The organism is Nocardia lasii (assembly GCF_042658545.1).
GTDB classification, from domain to species: domain Bacteria; phylum Actinomycetota; class Actinomycetes; order Mycobacteriales; family Mycobacteriaceae; genus Nocardia; species Nocardia lasii.
On sequence record NZ_JBHSQN010000010.1, the window covers coordinates 72,945 to 88,796 of the forward strand.

Sequence of the window (15,852 nt, forward strand, 5' to 3'; positions counted from 1 at the left end):
ATCGTCGCAGGTCGGGCCTATTGTCGACGGGTGGCTGCCACTGCGCGAGACGAGCACGACAACACCGAACTGACCGTAGTCGCCGATATGTGGTCACCGGCGTGCACCGCGATCCGAACCTTCCTGGCCCGCAACGAGATAGCGTGCCGCTGGCTGCAACCCACCGAGGCGGCCGGGCGCGAACTGCTCGACGCGCACGGGTTCGGCGTCGAGGACACCCCCGTGCTGTTCGAGGGCAAGCGCGCGCTCAAACCCACCGGCGAGGAGGAACTCGCCCAGTGGGTGGGCCTGCACGCCCAACCCAGCACCGACCACTACGACCTGCTCATCGTCGGCGGTGGACCGGCGGGCATGGCGGCGGCCGTCTACGGCGCGTCGGAGGGTCTGCACACGGTGCTGCTCGAGCGGTGGGCGATCGGCGGACAGGCGGGCCTGAGCTCCAATATCCAGAACTACCTGGGTTTCCCCGACGGCATCACCGGCTCCGACCTCACCGACCGGGCCCGCAGGCAGGCCCGCAAGTTCGGCGCGGAACTGGTGATCAGCCTGTACGCCGACCGGCTGCGCCCGGTCGAGAGCGGTTTCGCGGTGCACTGCACCGACGACCGCACCGTGCACGCGCGCTCGGTGATCGTCGCCACCGGCGCGACCTTCCGCACCCTCGACATCCCCAGCGTGGACAAGTTCAACGGGCGCGGGGTCTTCTACTTCTCCGCGCTCACCGAGGCGCCGCTGTGCTCGGGTTCGGATGTCTACATCGTCGGCGGCGCGAACTCGGCCGGTCAGGCCGCGGTCTACTTCGCCTCCTGCGCGCGCAAGGTGATCATGCTGGTGCGCGCGAAGTCCCTGGCGACGGAGATGTCGAGCTATCTGATCGAGCAGATCTCGCGCACGCCCGGCGTCGAGGTCCGCACCGGGGTCGAGGTCGTCGACGCCGCCGGCGACACCCACCTCGAACAGCTGACCCTGCGCGACCGCGAAACCGGTGCTGTGGAACAGGTTTCGGCGAACTGGTTGTTCGCGTTCATCGGCGCCGATCCGGCCACCGACTGGCTCGACGAGTCCTTCGCCCGTGACGATCACGGCTATCTGCTCACCGGCCCCGATATCGCCACCGTCGAGGGCGCGAAGTCCCCGTGGCCGCTGACCCGGCCGCCGCTGCATCTCGAGACCACCGTGCCGGGGGTGTTCGCGGCGGGTGATGTGCGCGCGTTCAACGGCCATCGGGTCGCCGCGGCGGTCGGCGAGGGTTCGATGGCGGTGATGCTCGTGCACAAGTTCCTGCACGACTGACCCCCGCTACCACAATCTGGACGCACGTCCAAATATTTGCCAGGGTTTCGCTCACCGCAAGCTAAACCATTGTCGAGGGTTGCTCGCGGCGGCTTGGATGACCGAGTTCAATTTCTGCGAGAAACTCGGGAGTACACGTGAAGTTCCGTCGGACACTGGCGATCCCAGTGCTGGTCGCCACCGCCGCCCTGACCCTGACTGCGTGCGGTTCCGACGATGCCGAGTCCGGCACCGTGGTCCGCATCGGCACCACCGACTACGACCGGGCCTTCGAGGTCTTCGAACAGAAGGCCAAGGAGAACGGCATCACGCTCGAGGTCACCAACTTCTCCGACTACAAGCAGCCCAACGCGGCGCTGGCGCAGAAGCAGATCGACCTCAACCTGTTCCAGCACCTGCAGTTCCTCGGCCAGTACAACGTGGCCAGCTCCGACACCCTGACCCCGATCGGCTCGACCTACATCGTGCCGCTGGGCCTGTACTCCAAGAAGCACAAGACCCTGGCCGACATCCCCGCCGGTGGCGAGATCGCGATCCCCAACGATCCCACCAACCAGGCCCGCGCGCTCAACGTGCTCGCGGCCGCCGGACTGGTGAAGCTCAGCGGCACCCCGGCGCAGCCGTCCACCGCCGACATCGACCGCGGCGCGTCCAAGGTCACCGTGACCACCGTCGACGCCGCCCAGACCGCGCTGTCGCTGGCCTCGGTCGACGGCGCGATCATCAACAACACCTTCCTCGAGCGCTCGGGCGTCGACCCGAAGTCGGCGCTGTTCAAGGACGACCCGAAGGATCCGGGCGCCGAGCCCTACATCAACGTGATCGTCAGCCGCGCCGAGGACAAGGACAACGCCACCTACCGCAAGCTGACCGAGATCTGGAAGGACCCGGCCGTGGCCGCCGCGCACGCCGAGACCACCAAGGGCACCGCGGTGGCGGTGGACCGTCCCGCCGCCGAGCTGGAGCAGATCCTGGACCGGGTGCAGCAGGGCATCCGCTCCGCCAAGTGAGCACCGCACCCGCCGCGGTCGAATTCCGTTCGGTCACGAAGGTCTTCGGCCGCGGCGAGGACGCGCACACCGCCCTCGACAGCATCGATCTGCGCATCGAACACGGTGAGATCTTCGGCGTGATCGGCTACTCCGGCGCGGGCAAGTCCACGCTGGTCCGGCTGATCAACGCCCTGGACAAACCCACCTCGGGCACCGTCACGATCTCGGGCACCCCCATCACCGGGGTGCCGGAGTCGGCGGTGCGCACGCTGCGCCGCGATATCGGCATGGTGTTCCAGCAGTTCAACCTGTTCCGCTCCCGCACGGCGGCGGGCAATATCGAATACCCGCTCAAGGTCGCGGGCTGGAAGCGGGCGCGGCGCAAGGCCAGGGTCGCGGAGTTGCTCGCGTTCGTCGGACTGTCCGACAAGGAGCGGGCCTACCCCGATCAGCTCTCCGGCGGGCAGAAGCAGCGCGTCGGGATCGCGCGGGCGTTGGCGACCTCGCCCTCGCTGCTGCTGGCCGACGAGGCCACCTCCGCGCTCGACCCGGAAACCACCGCCGACGTGCTGCGACTGCTGCGCAAGATCAACACCGAATTGGGGGTGACGATCGTGGTGATCACCCATGAGATGGATGTGATCCGCGCCGTCGCCGACCGGGTGGCGGTGCTGGCCGAGGGGCGCGTCGTCGAATTGGCCTCGACCTTCGACGTCTTCGCCGCGCCCAAGGCCGCGCCGACGCGCTCGTTCGTCTCGACCGTGCTGCACAACCGGCCCGACGCGGCCGAGCTCGAGCGGTTGGGCGAGCTCCACGGCGGGCGCCTGGTGACCGTGGACATCGACGACGAGAGCGGGCTCGGGGCGGCGCTGGCCGCCGCGGCCGCCGCGCAGGTGCGGTTCGAGATCGTCTACGGCGGGGTGAGCACCCTGCAGGACAAGACCTTCGGCAGCGTCACCCTGGCGCTGCACGGGCCCGCGGCCGCGGTGGATCGGGTGGTCGCCGACCTGGAACGGAAGGCGGGCTGATGGACACCAACTGGGAGCGGCTGCGGCCGCTGCTGTTCGAGGCGATCGGCACCACCGTCTACCTGGTCGGCATGACCTTCGTGGTGGCGGGGGCGATCGGGCTGGCGCTGGGCACCGCGCTCTACACGACGCGCAAGGGCGGGTTGCTGGCGAACGCGCCGGTGTACTTCGTGCTCAATGTGTTCGTCAATGTGGTGCGTCCGATTCCGTTCATCATCCTGCTCGCCGCGCTCGGGCCCGTCACCCTCGAGGTGGTGGGCACGACGATCGGGTCGGAGGCGGCGCTGTTCGTGATGATCGTGGCGGCCTCGTTCGGGATCGCGCGGATCGTGGAACAGAACCTGGTGACCGTGGATCCCGGGGTGATCGAGGCGGCGCGCGCGATCGGCGCGGGACCGCTGCGGATCATCTTCACGCTGCTCATCCCCGAAGCGTTGGGGCCGTTGATCCTGGGCTACACGTTCGTGGTGATCGCGATCGTGGACATCTCCGCGATGGCCGGCACGGTCGGCGGCGGCGGACTCGGCGATTTCGCGATCGTGCAGGGGTATCAGCAGTTCAAGTGGGAAGTCACGCTGGTGGCGGTGTTGATCATCGTCGTCGGGGTGCAGGGCGTGCAGTTCTTCGGCAACTGGCTCGCTCGAAAAGTGATGCGACGCTGAGGTTCCCGACGAGGGGGCACGGACCTGGTCCGTGCCCCCTTTTCTCACACGTTGCCGGTGCAGGCCGACAGGATGACGCTCGCCGCGCGCGGGGAGGCCGAACCCGGGTCGGGGAACGGCCGGGCGCTGATGCCCAGCACGTCCACCGCGGAGCGCTCGGCCGCGGCCAGGGAGCGATCCCACGACCAGCCGAACCGGTAGTCCGCGCCCTGGGCTACCGCACCGCAGGCATTGCGGAACTCGACCACGATCTGGCAGTCGCGCACCCCGCACTCGTCGAGCGCGGCGCGCTTGGCCGCACTCCAGCTGCCGTAGTTCACCGCCGAGGCCACCACGGCCTGCCCCGGCGACAACGCCAGCGCACCGTAGAGGTCACCCGCGGCGGCCTGGAACCCACCATCACGTGACACCGCGGTGTAGCCCGGCACCTCCGCGATCGCCACCCCGCTGGCCCCGGCCGAAGCCGGCGCCGCGGCCACCACGGTGGCCACGGCCACCGCGCCCATCGCCGCCACACCAAGGGCGTATTTGCCCACCAAAGACATCAGAGAGTCTCCCCATCAACCGATCCGCAACGGCCGCCCTGTCGACGACCGCCCGACGACGCCGTCACAGCATCGAGAAATCCTCGGCGACAACACCTTCCGCCACCGAAGACCCCCGATTCCTCCCGAAGCATCCGTCGCTCACACCCTAACAACGCCCACCGACAACAACTGCCCCCCAACCGATCCGACGGCCGAGCTTCTTCGCCTGGCTCGGATGAGCGACCCCGAGCACCTCGGCCGCCGTGGCCGCGTCGTCGAACAGCAGCGCCTTGCGCCACATCATGTAGTGCTCGGCGGTGGCGAATTCCGTCCCGTCGACGACGAAAGGCGCGGGCCACCGGAGGGGCGGGGTGTCTACGCCGAGCGGACCGCGGACAGTTCGGGGGTGTAGGGGGTGCGGCGGGCGAGGGTGGGGTCGGCGGGGGCGGGGCCGGTGTGGAAGCTGCGGGCGATCATGGAGGAGCGCAGTTGCCACAGGCCCGAGGACTGGGCGGGGTCGAGGCCGGTGAGTTGGGCGACGCGGCGCAGGCGGTAGTCGACGGTGTTGGTGTGGATGTGCAGCAGGCGGGCGGTGCGCTGGCGGTTCATGTTGTTGGCGATGTGCACGCGCAGGGTTTCGTAGAGCTCGGGGTGGTTGTCCAGGGGGGCGAGCAGCTCGCCGAGGCGGGCGCGGCCGGGGCCGGGGCGGGTGAGCTGGTATTCCAGGGCCAGGTCGCCGAAGCGGTAGAGGCCGGGGGCGCAGTCGAGGCGCTCGACCATGTCGAGCAGTTCGTGGGCGCGCTGGGCGGCATCGGGGATCTCGTCGGTGGTCGCGGGGACCAGAGCGGCGGTCACCTCGACGCGGGCCGCGCGCGAGAGCGCCTCGATCAGGGCGTCGAGCTGCTCGTCGACCAGCAGATCCGACGGGATCAGCAGCGTGCCGCCGTCGACCGAGAGCAACGAGAGCACCTGCTCCCCGCACCGGTGCGCCAGCGCCGTCTGTACCCGACGCAGCTTGCGGCGCGCCACCACCGCGCCGTTCACCCGCGGATCGCGCTCGTCGGGATGGGCCCCGATCGACAGCGCCAGCACCGAGTACGCCTCGGCGACGGTGATGCCGACCTCGCGCGCCATGGTGACCGTGGACTGCCCGGCCAGCAGCGCCGAGGTGAGCGTGTGCACGGCGGTGTGATGCTCGCCCACGGCCTCGCGGTGCTCGCGGATGTAGGCGCGAGTCACGGTGGTGCACAACAGATCCGAGATCTCCACGGTGCGCCGGAATCCCTCGAGTAGGCTCGCGTGGTCGACCTGGGCCACCTCTTTGTGGACCGCGTCGAAGGCGAGCCGGAAGCCCTCGTGGAAGGCGTGCAGGATGGTGTCGATCGGCACGCCCTCGCGCGCCCACCCCGCCGCCGCGAGGCCGAGCCGGTTCAGCTTGGCCTCCTCGTCGCGCCCGTCGAGGATGCCGCCGACGATCTCGAGACACATGCGGGTGACCGCGGTGACATCGCCGGAGATCACGTCGCCCGGTAGCGTTCGGCAGGTCGCGACATTGTCGACGAAGTGTCCGACGAGCGTGCCCGTCAAGGTGCGAACGTCGCGCAGTGGCTGCCACATGGCCGTGTCGTTCACTGGGATAGTCATCGTCGACTCCTCCTCCTACACCCCGGCGGTGCCGGTAGTGGTTGTGCTTCCGTGAGGTCGACCCCTGTGATGGCCTACACTCCGGTTTCTCTGTGATCATGACTCTAGGGTGAGCAACCGCTCACCTTCTACTCCTCTTTCCACCGAGGTCGACAGATGCCACCGCAAGCCGATAAGCAGCGAAAACGCCCCAAGCAGGATCGGGCGAAGGAGACCAGAACACGCATTCTCACGGTATCCGCTCACCTTTTCGGCACCCGCGGCGTCGGCAATACCTCGACCAACCGGATCGCCACCGAGGCGGGCATGAGCATCGGCACGCTCTACCGGTACTTCACCGACCGCGACGAGATCGTCAAGGAGCTCACCGACAGCCTGTTCCTGCAGGTGGAGGAGCGATACAGCCGCCTGCTCGGCGGCGCGGTGGACAAGACCCCGCGCGACTCGGTGGCCGAGGTGATCCGCATCGCGGTCGAGATCCTGGTGGCCAACGGACCCCTGGTGCGCGCGCTGGTGGCCGATCTGCAGTTCTACGGCAGCGGCATCCCCGAATTCGAACCCCGGCTGCGGATGATCATCAAGCTCTACCTGATCCAGATGCTCGGCCCGACCCGCGTCGCCGATATCGACACCATGGCCTTCATCGTGCTCAACGCCGGTTTCGCCACGGCGTTGCGGTCGGTGGAGATGGACACCGAGGGCCTCGACCGCGACAAGGTGATCGACCAGACCGCCGACATGATCGGCGCGTGGATCGACTCGGTCGCCGAGGCCGAGAAGAGCCGGTAGTACGCGACGGGCCCGGCTCCGAGACTCGGAACCGGGCCCGTGGGCGGTGCGTCGATCAGCCCGCGTTGGCCGTGCAGATGACCTCGACGATGGAGGTGCCCGCCAGGTTCGCCGAACCCGACGAGGCCAGCACCGCCTTCGGGTACACATCGGCCAGGCTGGTGTAGGCCTGCGCCTCGGCCTCGGCGCGGGTGGTGCCCGTGCCGACGCCGACCGGGCCGTCGTCGCCGGCGACGATGACGCCGCAGCCGTTGGACCAGGAGGCCCAGATGTGGCAGTCGGCGGCGGTGCAGTCGGCCAGCGCCGCGTCGGCGGCGGCCTGCGCGGACGGCTCGTTCACGCTGTAGGAGTAGGTCCACTCCTCGTCGCTGAACGAGATGGCCGCGTGCAGGCCCTGCGCGTTCGACGCGCCCGCGCCGAACACCGAACCGGCCGCGAGCGCCACTGCGGCAACGGCGAATCCGGCCTTACCCTTGAAACTCATTCGAAAGCTCTCCTCTGGAAACAGTTCCGAAGTCGGAACTTTCATGATCATTACCGAAATTCATGGTCCGTGCCAATCCCGAAGAATGAGGTCACAGCCCGCGCGAGCGCCGATGACCGGGTCGCACGCGAAAAGGCCCGGACCACTTCGGATCCGGGCCTTTCCTCAGGCGAGGCTCAGCGCGCGTTGGCCGTGCAGATGACGTCGATGATCTCGGTGCCGCTCAGGTTCGCCGAACCCGTGTTGGCCAGGATCGCGGTGGGCGTCACCGTCGACAGCTTCTCGTAGGCCAGACGCTCGGCCTCGGCCCGGTTGGCCGCGACGGCCCAGGCGAAGGCGTCGTCGCTCTGGATGAGCGCACCGCAACCGTTGGCCCAGGTGGTGATGACCTCGCAGTCGGCGTAGTGGCAATCGGCCAGCGCGATCGCCTCGGCCGCGGCGGCATCGGCTTCGTTGGCGCTGGTGCCGTAGATCAGCTCGCTCTGGCTCACCGCGATCGACGCCCACTGATTGCCCGCCGCGTTCGCCGCACCGGCACCGAGTACCGACGCGGCCGCAAGACCCATCGCCGCCACCGCGAAGCCGGCCTTACCCTGGAAACTCATTCGAAAGATCTCCTCTGTCAACAGCTCCGGAATTCCGGAACTCAAAAGAAGATCACGAATTGTCCGGATCACCAAATCGACTGGGACAGAACACAACGGGCCCGGATCCACACAGGATCCGGGCCCGAAGTAGCGATGTCTAGACGGTGAAGCCCAGGGCGCGCAATTGTTCACGACCGTCGTCGGTGATCTTGTCAGGACCCCACGGCGGCATCCAGACCCAGTTGATCTCGAGGTCGTCGACCAGGCCGCTGCGCACCAGCGCGTTGCGCGACTGGTCCTCGATCACGTCGGTCAGCGGGCAGGCCGCCGAGGTGAGCGTCATGTCGAGGCGACAGACGTTCTCCTCGGTCACCGACATGCCGTAGACCAGGCCGAGATCGACCACGTTGATGCCGAGTTCGGGGTCGACCACATCGCGCATGGCCTCCTCGAGGTCCTCGATGTGTTTGATCTGCTCGGGCGTCAGTTCGACAGCCTCGACAGCCTCGGCGGCTTCGGTGACCTCGGCGGCTTCCGGGGTCTGTGCGGTATCGGTGCTCTCACTCATGTGGCAGACTCCCCATTTCCCATCGGCGCCGTGGATTCCTCGGCGGAACTGATCTGCACGACAGCGTCTTTGAACGCCATCCAGCCCAGCAGCGCGCACTTGACCCGCGCCGGGTACTTGCTGACACCGGCGAGGGCGATGCCGTCGCCGATCACGTCCTCGTCGCCCTCGATCGCGCCGCGGCTCGAGATCATCTCGCTGAACGAGTCGACCACCTTCAGCGCCTGCTGCACCGGCAGCCCGATCACCTGATCGGTGAGGATCGAGGTGGCGGCCTGGCTGATCGAGCAGCCCTGGCCGTCGTAGGAGACATCGGCGATCTCGCCGGCGTCGTCGATCTGCACGCGCATCGTCACCTCGTCACCGCAGGTCGGGTTCACGTGGTGCACCTGGGCACCGAACGGTTCCCGCAGCCCGCGGTGATGCGGGTGCTTGTAGTGGTCCAGGATCACTTCCTGGTACATCTGCTCCATACGCATGACTTACGCGACTCCGAAGAAGCTCTTGGCCTTGCGCACGGCCGCAACCAGCGCGTCGACCTCGTCGAGGGTGTTGTAGACGGCGAACGAAGCGCGCGCCGTGGCGGCGACACCGAACTTGCGGTGCAGCGGCCACGCGCAGTGGTGACCCACGCGGATCGCGACACCCTGGTCGTCGAGGATCTGGCCCACGTCGTGGGCGTGGATCCCGTCGACCACGAACGACACCGCACCACCACGATCGACGGTGTCGGCGGGTCCGATGATCCGCACCCCGTCGATCCCGGCCAGGCCCTCGAGCGCCGCGCCGGTGAGCGCGTGCTCGTGCGCGGCGATCGCGTCCATGCCGAGGTCCTCGAGATAGCGCACCGCGGCGGCCAGCCCGATCACCTGCGAGGTCATCGGCGTGCCCGCCTCGAAGCGCTGCGGGGGCGGCGCGTAGGTGGTCTTCTCCATGGTGACGGTCTCGATCATCGACCCGCCGGTGATGAACGGCGGGGTCTGCTCGAGCAGCGCGCGCCGCCCGTACAGGCCGCCCACACCCATCGGGCCGAGCATCTTGTGACCGGAGAACGCCGCGAAGTCGACCCCGAGCTCGTGGAAGTTCACCGCCATGTGCGGCACCGACTGGCACGCGTCGAGCACGACCAGCGCGCCGACTTCGCGGGCCCGCCGGACCAATTCGTCCACCGGGGCGACGGCGCCGGTCACGTTCGACTGGTGGGTGAACGCGAGAACCTTGGTCGCGGACGACAGTTCGAGCGAATCCAGGTCGATGCGGCCGTCGTCGGTGATCCCGTACCACCGCAGGGTGGCACCGGTGCGCCGCGCGAGCTCCTGCCACGGCACGAGATTGGCGTGGTGCTCGAGCTCGGTGATGACGATCTCGTCGCCCGGACCCACCGCGAACGGGAACCGGTCGTCGCCGAAGGCGTTGGCCACCAGGTTCAGCGACTCGGTCGCGTTCTTGGTGAACACGATCTCGCCGGGATCGGCGCCGACGAAGCGGGCGATGTCGACGCGCGCCTGCTCGTAGGAGTCGGTCGCCTCCTCCGCCAGCTGATGGGCACCACGGTGCACCGCGGAGTTACGGGTGAGCAGGAATTCGCGCTCGGCGTCCAACACCTGCAGCGGACGCTGCGAGGTCGCACCCGAATCCAGGTACACCAACGGTTTCCCGTCCCGCACCGTGCGGTGCAGGATCGGGAAGTCGGCCCGGATCCGGGCGACGTCGAGGGCGGGCACCGTAGCGGTCATATCAGGCTCCAGCGGTCGCGGCGGTGAAGCGCTCGTAGCCGTTCGCGTCGAGTTCCTCGGCCAGCTCGGAGCCACCCTCGGCGACGATCTTGCCGTTGACGAACACGTGCACGAAGTCGGGCTTGATGTAGCGCAGGATGCGGGTGTAGTGCGTGATCAGCAGCACGCCGCCGTTCTCGCGCTCCTTGTAGCGATTCACGCCTTCGGAGACGATGCGCAGCGCGTCGACGTCCAGGCCCGAGTCGGTCTCGTCGAGGATCGCGATCTTCGGCTTGAGCAGACCCAGCTGCAGCACCTCGTGACGCTTCTTCTCGCCACCGGAGAAGCCCTCGTTCACCGAGCGGTCGGCGAAGGCCGAGTCGATATCGAGCTCCTTCATCGACTCCTTCACCTCCTTGACCCAGGTGCGCAGCTTGGGGGCCTCGCCGCGCACGGCGGTGGCGGCGGTGCGCAGGAAGTTCGACATCGAGACGCCGGGGACCTCGACCGGGTACTGCATGGCCAGGAACAGGCCCGCGCGGGCGCGCTCGTCGACCGACATCTCGAGGACGTCCTCGCCGTCGAGGGTGATGGTGCCCTGGGTGACGGTGTACTTGGGGTGGCCCGCGATCACGTAGGACAGCGTGGACTTGCCCGAGCCGTTGGGCCCCATGATGGCGTGCGTCTCGCCCGAGCGCACGGTGAGGTTCACACCGTTGAGGATCTGCTTGCGCTCACCCTCGGGGGTGGTGATCTCGGCGTGCAGGTCCTTGATTTCCAAGGTGGTCATCGAATCAGAATCCTTACGGGAAGTAGTGGGTGTCAGATACCGACAGTGGCGAGTTCGGCCTCGATGGCCGCCTCGAGCCGCTCTCGGACCTCGGGAACCGTGACCTTCTGGATGATCTCGAAGAAGAAACCACGCACGACCAGGCGGCGGGCGACGTCCTCGGGGATGCCGCGAGCGCGCAGGTAGAACAGCTGCTCGTCGTCGAAACGGCCGGTGGCACTGGCGTGTCCGGCACCGGCGATCTCGCCGGTCTCGATCTCCAGGTTCGGCACCGAATCGGCGCGCGCGCCGTCGGTGAGCACCAGGTTGCGGTTGGCCTCGTAGGTCTCGGTGCCCTCGGCGGCGGCGCGGATCAGCACGTCGCCGATCCAGACCGTGCGCGCGTCACCCTTGGCCGAGGCCGGATCACCCTGCAGCGCACCCTTGTAGAGCACATTGGACTTGCAGTTGGGCTCGGCGTGATCGACCAGCAGCCGCTGCTCGAAGTGCTGGCCGGCGTCGGCGAAGTACAGGCCGAACAGCTCGGCCTCGCCACCGGGACCGGCGTAGCGCACGGTGCCCGACAGGCGAACCAGGTCGCCGCCCAGGGTCGCCGACACGTGGCGCAGGTTCGCGTCACGGCCCAGCTTCAGGTGGTGCGCGGTGACGTGCACGGCGTCTTCGTTCCATTCCTGGACCGCGACGACGGTGAGCTTGGCGCTGTCACCGAGCACGAATTCGACGTTCTCGGCGTAGGTTCCGCTGCCGCGCTGGTCGATGACCACGGTGGCGACGGCGAAGTTGTCCAGGCGGATCTGCAGGTGACCGTAGGCGGTCTTGCCCTCGCCGGGACCGGTGATGGTGACGGTGACCGGGTCCGAGACCTCGGTCTCCTTGCCCACGGTGAGCACGGTCGCGGTCTCGAAGCCCGAATAGGCTTGCGCGGCAACACGATCAGCGGGGGTACCGGCCTGACCCAGGCGCGCGTCGGCGCGGCCCACCGTCTCCACGGTGACACCGGCGACCTCGCTCACCTCGACGGTGGCCACACCGTCGGCCACGGCGGTGCCGTCGTGCAGGCCGCGCAGGCGACGCAGCGGGGTGAACCGCCACGCCTCGTCGCGACCGGACGGGATCTCGAACTGATCCACGTCGAACGAGGTGAAGACCTCGCCCTTGTTGACCGCGGCGCCCGCGCCCGGGTTCTGGGTCGGCGTCTCGAGCGTCGACATCAGCCCACGGCCCCTTCCATCTGCAGCTCGATGAGCCGGTTCAGTTCCAGTGCGTATTCCATCGGCAGTTCCTTGGCGATCGGCTCCACGAAGCCGCGCACCACCATCGCCATCGCCTCGTCCTCGGTGAGGCCACGGCTCATCAGGTAGAACAGCTGCTCCTCGGAGACCTTGGAGACGGTCGCCTCGTGACCCATCGTCACGTCGTCCTCGCGGATGTCGACGTAGGGGTAGGTGTCGGAGCGGCTGATCGTGTCGACCAGCAGCGCGTCACACTTCACGGTCGACTTCGACCCGTGCGCGCCCTTGTTGATCTGGACCAGACCGCGGTAGGACGCGCGACCGCCACCACGCGCCACCGACTTCGACACGATGGTCGAGGAGGTGTGCGGGGCCAGGTGCAGCATCTTGGCACCGGTGTCCTGGTGCTGGCCGGGGCCGGCGAACGCGACCGAGAGGACCTCGCCGTGCGCGTGCTCGCCGGTCATCCAGACCGCCGGGTACTTCATGGTGACCTTGGAGCCGATGTTGCCGTCGACCCACTCCATGGTGGCGCCCGCCTCGGCCTTGGCCCGCTTGGTGACCAGGTTGTAGACGTTGTTGGACCAGTTCTGGATGGTCGTGTAGCGGCAGCGGCCGCCCTTCTTCACGATGATCTCGACCACCGCGGAGTGCAGCGAGTCGGACTTGTAGATGGGGGCGGTACAACCCTCGACGTAGTGGACGTAGGCGTCCTCGTCGACGATGATCAGCGTCCGCTCGAACTGGCCCATGTTCTCGGTGTTGATCCGGAAGTAGGCCTGCAGCGGGATGTCGACGTGCACGCCCGGCGGCACGTAGATGAACGAGCCACCCGACCACACGGCGGTGTTGAGCGCGGAGAACTTGTTGTCACCGGCGGGGATCACCGAGCCGAAGTACTTCTGGAAGATCTCCGGGTGCTCCTTCAACGCCGTATCGGTGTCGAGGAAGATCACGCCCTGCTGCTCGAGATCCTCACGAATGGAGTGGTAGACGACCTCGGACTCGTACTGCGCGGCGACACCGGAGACCAGACGCTGCTTCTCGGCCTCGGGGATGCCCAGCTTGTCGTAGGTGTTCTTGATGTCCTCGGGCAGGTCTTCCCAGCTCTCGGCCTGCTTCTCGCTCGAGCGCACGAAGTACTTGATGTTGTCGAAGTCGATGCCGTCGAGGTTGGAGCCCCAGTTCGGCATGGGCTTGCGATCGAAGATGCGCAGCGCCTTGAGGCGCACGTCGAGCATCCACTCGGGTTCGCTCTTCTTCGCCGAGATATCGCGGACGACGGCCTCCGACAGGCCACGTTGGGCGCTGGCGCCGGCCACATCGGAGTCGGACCAGCCGTAACCGTAGGTGCCCAGCGAGGCGATGGTTTCGTCCTGGGTGAGCGGTTGCACCTGGTCGGTAGGGGTCGTCATTCGGCACTCCTTCCGGAGTCGTTCGTTCGTCCCGCCGCGGGCTGTGCGGCGGATGGGATCTTCGGCACCGCGACCAGCGGTACGTGGGTGGTACAGGCGCAATCGCCGTTGGCGATCGTCGCAAGTCGCTGCACGTGGGTGCCGAGCAGGTCGCGGAAAGCGTCCAGTTCGGCGGCGCACAACTGGGGAAACTCCTCGGCCACGTGCGCGACCGGGCAGTGGTGCTGGCAGATCTGCACACCGGTGCCGACCTGACGGGTGGTGGCGGCGAAACCGGCCTCGGCGAACGCCTCGGCGATCTCGGTGACCTTGGCCTCGATCACCGGCGCGGTCTGATCGGCGACGGGTTCGATCCCGTCGACGATCGTGCGCACTCGCCTGCGAGCGAATTCGGCGATCGCCGCGTCGCCGCCGATCTCGCCGAGCTGGCGGATGGCCGCCCCGGCCAGATCGTCGTAGGCGTGGCCGAGATTGCCGCGACCGGCCGCGGTGAGCTGATACTGCTTGGCCGGACGACCGCGCCCTTTCTGCTGCCACGGCGCCGACCGGCTCGCCCGAGCCTGACCGGCGTCGATGAGCGCGTCGAGGTGCCTGCGCACCCCGGCGGGCGCCAGGCCGAGTTCGGTGCCGATCGCGGTGGCGGTGATCGGTCCCTGCTCGAGCAGGAGTTGGACGATGGCCGCCCGCGTCTGCCCTTCGTGCGCGACCGCCGCGGGGGCAGCCGAGGACCGAGCGCCGGTCGTCGTACGACCGTCACTTTCCACGCCTGTCCGCAAACCCACGGTTTTCACAACACCAGTGTGGCGGAATTACTTCCCTAAATCTAATAAGGGTCACCTTCCCAAGGGTGCCCTGACCTGCGACATCCCTCGACCCACTCCCCCAACCCCCGACAAAACCCCAGGTACCGCACCCCTCCCCCGATCAATTCCACCCCCCGAGGTGACCCATCGCACACCCCCACCCCGATAGCCGCCCGATCGCCCAGCGACCTGGTCAATTGATCACCACGCTGTGGTGGCGTGAATATCCCCCGCACGCGCCACCACAGCGTGGTGATCAAACGTCCAGCGCGGCGGCGGGGTCTGGCACGATGGCGGGGTGTCCACTTCGCCTGTTTCGACGTGTGTTCGCCATCCTGATCGTGCCACCGGGCTCGCGTGTACGCGGTGCGGGCGGCCCGCTTGTCCCGAGTGCCTGCGGCCCGCGGCGGTGGGGCAGCACTGTGTCGACTGTGTGCGGCAGGGGCAGCAGGACGTGCGGCCGGTGCGGACCGTCGGCGGGGGGCGGGCCGGAACCGGGGTTCCGTTGGTGACGTACGGGTTGATCGCGGTCAATGTGCTGGTCTACGTGATCACCGCGGCCCAGGCCGGTAGTCCGATGGACAACTATCGCGGGTCGTCGGTGTTCCGGGAGTTCGTGCTGGTGCCGCTGCTGGTGGCCGATGGACAGTGGTGGCGGCTGCTCGGGTCGGGCTTCCTGCACTACGGGGCGATCCACCTGCTGGTCAACATGTTCGCGCTCTACATCGTGGGGCGCGACCTCGAGCAGGCGCTCGGACGGGTCCGCTACAGCTGCGTCTACCTGATCTCGCTGCTCGGCGGCTCGGCCGCGGTGATGCTGCTGTCGGACTCGATCACCCAGACCGCGGGCGCCTCGGGGGCGGTGTACGGCCTGTTCGGCGCGGTCACCGTGACGCTGATCCGGTTGCGGCGGAGTCCGACGCCGATGCTGGTGGTCATCGGCGTCAATGTGCTGATCAGCTTCTCGCTGCCGGGGATCTCGCTGTGGGGACACCTGGGTGGGCTGGCCGCGGGCACGCTGAGCGCGCTCGGGATCCTGTTCGTGCCGGGCTGGCTCGGGGCGCGCGATCAGCGCGCGGGGCAGCGCATCGGGTGGGTCGCGCTGGGGGCGGTCGCGCTGGCCTGCCTCGCCGTGATCGTCGCCGCGGTGTTCTGGATCCGGTCGCAACCGCCGTTCACCGCGCCGATGGTCATCACGAATGCCGCGACGAGCGCTGTCGACGGGTCGGGGGTCGTCGCGAGCGGCGTCGCGCCGGCCGCCCTCGCCGGGTCGGTGTAGTCCGCGCTGGTTGTCGCGGCGCACGACGCGCCCGCGAGCGCACC

Annotated in this window: 17 protein-coding genes and 1 pseudogene; 6 read left to right on the forward strand and 12 right to left on the reverse strand. The window is 68.1% G+C overall.

Features of this window, described 5'->3' with window-relative positions; genetic code table 11:
- Positions 1-30 precede the first annotated feature (30 nt).
- The 4 genes from ACFP3H_RS14885 to ACFP3H_RS14900 all read left to right on the forward strand — a co-directional run bounded on the left by ACFP3H_RS14885 (position 31) and on the right by ACFP3H_RS14900 (position 3,975).
- On the forward strand, positions 31-1,293 hold the full coding sequence (locus ACFP3H_RS14885; RefSeq protein WP_378605741.1) for an NAD(P)/FAD-dependent oxidoreductase: 1,263 nt from the start codon (positions 31-33) through the stop codon (positions 1,291-1,293).
- Positions 1,294-1,430: 137 nt separating this feature from the next.
- On the forward strand, positions 1,431-2,303 hold the full coding sequence (locus tag ACFP3H_RS14890; RefSeq protein WP_378605744.1) for a MetQ/NlpA family ABC transporter substrate-binding protein: 873 nt from the start codon (positions 1,431-1,433) through the stop codon (positions 2,301-2,303).
- A complete protein-coding gene (locus ACFP3H_RS14895) occupies positions 2,300-3,313 on the forward strand; it encodes a methionine ABC transporter ATP-binding protein (RefSeq protein ID WP_378605747.1) in 1,014 nt (337 codons plus the stop codon). Before ACFP3H_RS14890 ends, ACFP3H_RS14895 begins: the two co-directional genes overlap by 4 nt.
- On the forward strand, positions 3,313-3,975 hold the full coding sequence (locus ACFP3H_RS14900) for a methionine ABC transporter permease (protein WP_378605750.1): 663 nt from the start codon (positions 3,313-3,315) through the stop codon (positions 3,973-3,975). The genes ACFP3H_RS14895 and ACFP3H_RS14900 overlap by 1 nt, the downstream gene beginning before the upstream one ends.
- A gap of 44 nt (positions 3,976-4,019) precedes the next feature.
- Here ACFP3H_RS14900 and ACFP3H_RS14905 read toward each other — a convergent pair whose 3' ends face one another.
- The 3 genes and pseudogenes from ACFP3H_RS14905 to ACFP3H_RS14915 all read right to left on the reverse strand — a co-directional run bounded on the left by ACFP3H_RS14905 (position 4,020) and on the right by ACFP3H_RS14915 (position 6,146).
- Positions 4,020-4,520 carry a DUF4189 domain-containing protein gene (locus ACFP3H_RS14905; RefSeq protein ID WP_378605753.1) on the reverse strand — a complete coding sequence of 167 codons (501 nt, stop codon included), beginning with the start codon at positions 4,518-4,520 and terminating at the stop codon, positions 4,020-4,022.
- Between the two features lie 148 nt (positions 4,521-4,668).
- Positions 4,669-4,836, reverse strand: a pseudogene (locus tag ACFP3H_RS14910) (NADAR domain-containing protein); the annotation flags it as partial.
- Positions 4,837-4,877: 41 nt separating this feature from the next.
- Entirely contained in the window at positions 4,878-6,146 is a 1,269-nt protein-coding gene (locus ACFP3H_RS14915; protein WP_378605756.1) for a PucR family transcriptional regulator, read from the reverse strand.
- A gap of 156 nt (positions 6,147-6,302) precedes the next feature.
- Between ACFP3H_RS14915 and ACFP3H_RS14920 the strand changes: the two genes are divergently transcribed.
- A complete protein-coding gene (locus tag ACFP3H_RS14920) occupies positions 6,303-6,935 on the forward strand; it encodes a TetR/AcrR family transcriptional regulator (protein WP_378605759.1) in 633 nt (210 codons plus the stop codon).
- A 55-nt stretch (positions 6,936-6,990) separates the two neighbouring features.
- Here the strand turns inward: ACFP3H_RS14920 and ACFP3H_RS14925 are convergent, their stop codons facing one another.
- From ACFP3H_RS14925 to ACFP3H_RS14965, 9 genes are all read right to left on the reverse strand, one after another.
- Complete coding sequence (locus ACFP3H_RS14925) at positions 6,991-7,419, reverse strand: DUF4189 domain-containing protein (protein WP_378605762.1); 429 nt, start codon at positions 7,417-7,419, stop codon at positions 6,991-6,993.
- 176 nt (positions 7,420-7,595) lie between these two features.
- Entirely contained in the window at positions 7,596-8,024 is a 429-nt protein-coding gene (locus ACFP3H_RS14930; protein ID WP_378605765.1) for a DUF4189 domain-containing protein, read from the reverse strand.
- A 139-nt stretch (positions 8,025-8,163) separates the two neighbouring features.
- Complete coding sequence (locus tag ACFP3H_RS14935; RefSeq protein WP_378605768.1) at positions 8,164-8,574, reverse strand: metal-sulfur cluster assembly factor; 411 nt, start codon at positions 8,572-8,574, stop codon at positions 8,164-8,166.
- On the reverse strand, positions 8,571-9,053 hold the full coding sequence (gene sufU / locus ACFP3H_RS14940) for a Fe-S cluster assembly sulfur transfer protein SufU (RefSeq protein WP_378605771.1): 483 nt from the start codon (positions 9,051-9,053) through the stop codon (positions 8,571-8,573). The genes ACFP3H_RS14935 and sufU overlap by 4 nt, the downstream gene beginning before the upstream one ends.
- Before the next feature lie 3 nt (positions 9,054-9,056).
- The gene (locus ACFP3H_RS14945) at positions 9,057-10,310 is read right to left on the reverse strand and encodes a cysteine desulfurase (RefSeq protein ID WP_378605774.1); all 1,254 of its coding nucleotides are present in this window, start codon (positions 10,308-10,310) and stop codon (positions 9,057-9,059) included.
- Position 10,311: 1 nt separating this feature from the next.
- A complete protein-coding gene (gene sufC, locus ACFP3H_RS14950; protein WP_378605777.1) occupies positions 10,312-11,079 on the reverse strand; it encodes a Fe-S cluster assembly ATPase SufC in 768 nt (255 codons plus the stop codon).
- Positions 11,080-11,111: 32 nt separating this feature from the next.
- On the reverse strand, positions 11,112-12,290 hold the full coding sequence (gene sufD / locus ACFP3H_RS14955; RefSeq protein WP_378605780.1) for a Fe-S cluster assembly protein SufD: 1,179 nt from the start codon (positions 12,288-12,290) through the stop codon (positions 11,112-11,114).
- The gene (gene sufB, locus ACFP3H_RS14960; RefSeq protein ID WP_378605783.1) at positions 12,290-13,726 is read right to left on the reverse strand and encodes a Fe-S cluster assembly protein SufB; all 1,437 of its coding nucleotides are present in this window, start codon (positions 13,724-13,726) and stop codon (positions 12,290-12,292) included. Before sufB ends, sufD begins: the two co-directional genes overlap by 1 nt.
- Positions 13,723-14,508, reverse strand: a complete 786-nt coding sequence (locus ACFP3H_RS14965; RefSeq protein WP_378606400.1) for a helix-turn-helix transcriptional regulator — start codon at positions 14,506-14,508, stop codon at positions 13,723-13,725. The genes sufB and ACFP3H_RS14965 overlap by 4 nt, the downstream gene beginning before the upstream one ends.
- Before the next feature lie 319 nt (positions 14,509-14,827).
- Here ACFP3H_RS14965 and ACFP3H_RS14970 point away from each other — a divergent pair, with 319 nt between their 5' ends.
- On the forward strand, positions 14,828-15,808 hold the full coding sequence (locus tag ACFP3H_RS14970) for a rhomboid family intramembrane serine protease (protein WP_378605786.1): 981 nt from the start codon (positions 14,828-14,830) through the stop codon (positions 15,806-15,808).
- Positions 15,809-15,852: the final 44 nt, after the last annotated feature.

Coding starts and splice junctions, on each gene's coding strand:
- ACFP3H_RS14915 (WP_378605756.1), bottom strand. CDS start 6,146: ATGACTATCCCAGTGAACGACACGGCCATGTGGCAGCCACTGCGCGAC.
- sufC (WP_378605777.1), bottom strand. CDS start 11,079: ATGACCACCTTGGAAATCAAGGACCTGCACGCCGAGATCACCACCCCC.
- ACFP3H_RS14930 (WP_378605765.1), bottom strand. CDS start 8,024: ATGAGTTTCCAGGGTAAGGCCGGCTTCGCGGTGGCGGCGATGGGTCTT.
- ACFP3H_RS14920 (WP_378605759.1), top strand. CDS start 6,303: ATGCCACCGCAAGCCGATAAGCAGCGAAAACGCCCCAAGCAGGATCGG.
- ACFP3H_RS14935 (WP_378605768.1), bottom strand. CDS start 8,574: ATGAGTGAGAGCACCGATACCGCACAGACCCCGGAAGCCGCCGAGGTC.
- sufD (WP_378605780.1), bottom strand. CDS start 12,290: ATGTCGACGCTCGAGACGCCGACCCAGAACCCGGGCGCGGGCGCCGCG.
- ACFP3H_RS14900 (WP_378605750.1), top strand. CDS start 3,313: ATGGACACCAACTGGGAGCGGCTGCGGCCGCTGCTGTTCGAGGCGATC.
- ACFP3H_RS14945 (WP_378605774.1), bottom strand. CDS start 10,310: ATGACCGCTACGGTGCCCGCCCTCGACGTCGCCCGGATCCGGGCCGAC.
- ACFP3H_RS14925 (WP_378605762.1), bottom strand. CDS start 7,419: ATGAGTTTCAAGGGTAAGGCCGGATTCGCCGTTGCCGCAGTGGCGCTC.
- sufU (WP_378605771.1), bottom strand. CDS start 9,053: ATGCGTATGGAGCAGATGTACCAGGAAGTGATCCTGGACCACTACAAG.
- sufB (WP_378605783.1), bottom strand. CDS start 13,726: ATGACGACCCCTACCGACCAGGTGCAACCGCTCACCCAGGACGAAACC.
- ACFP3H_RS14905 (WP_378605753.1), bottom strand. CDS start 4,520: ATGTCTTTGGTGGGCAAATACGCCCTTGGTGTGGCGGCGATGGGCGCG.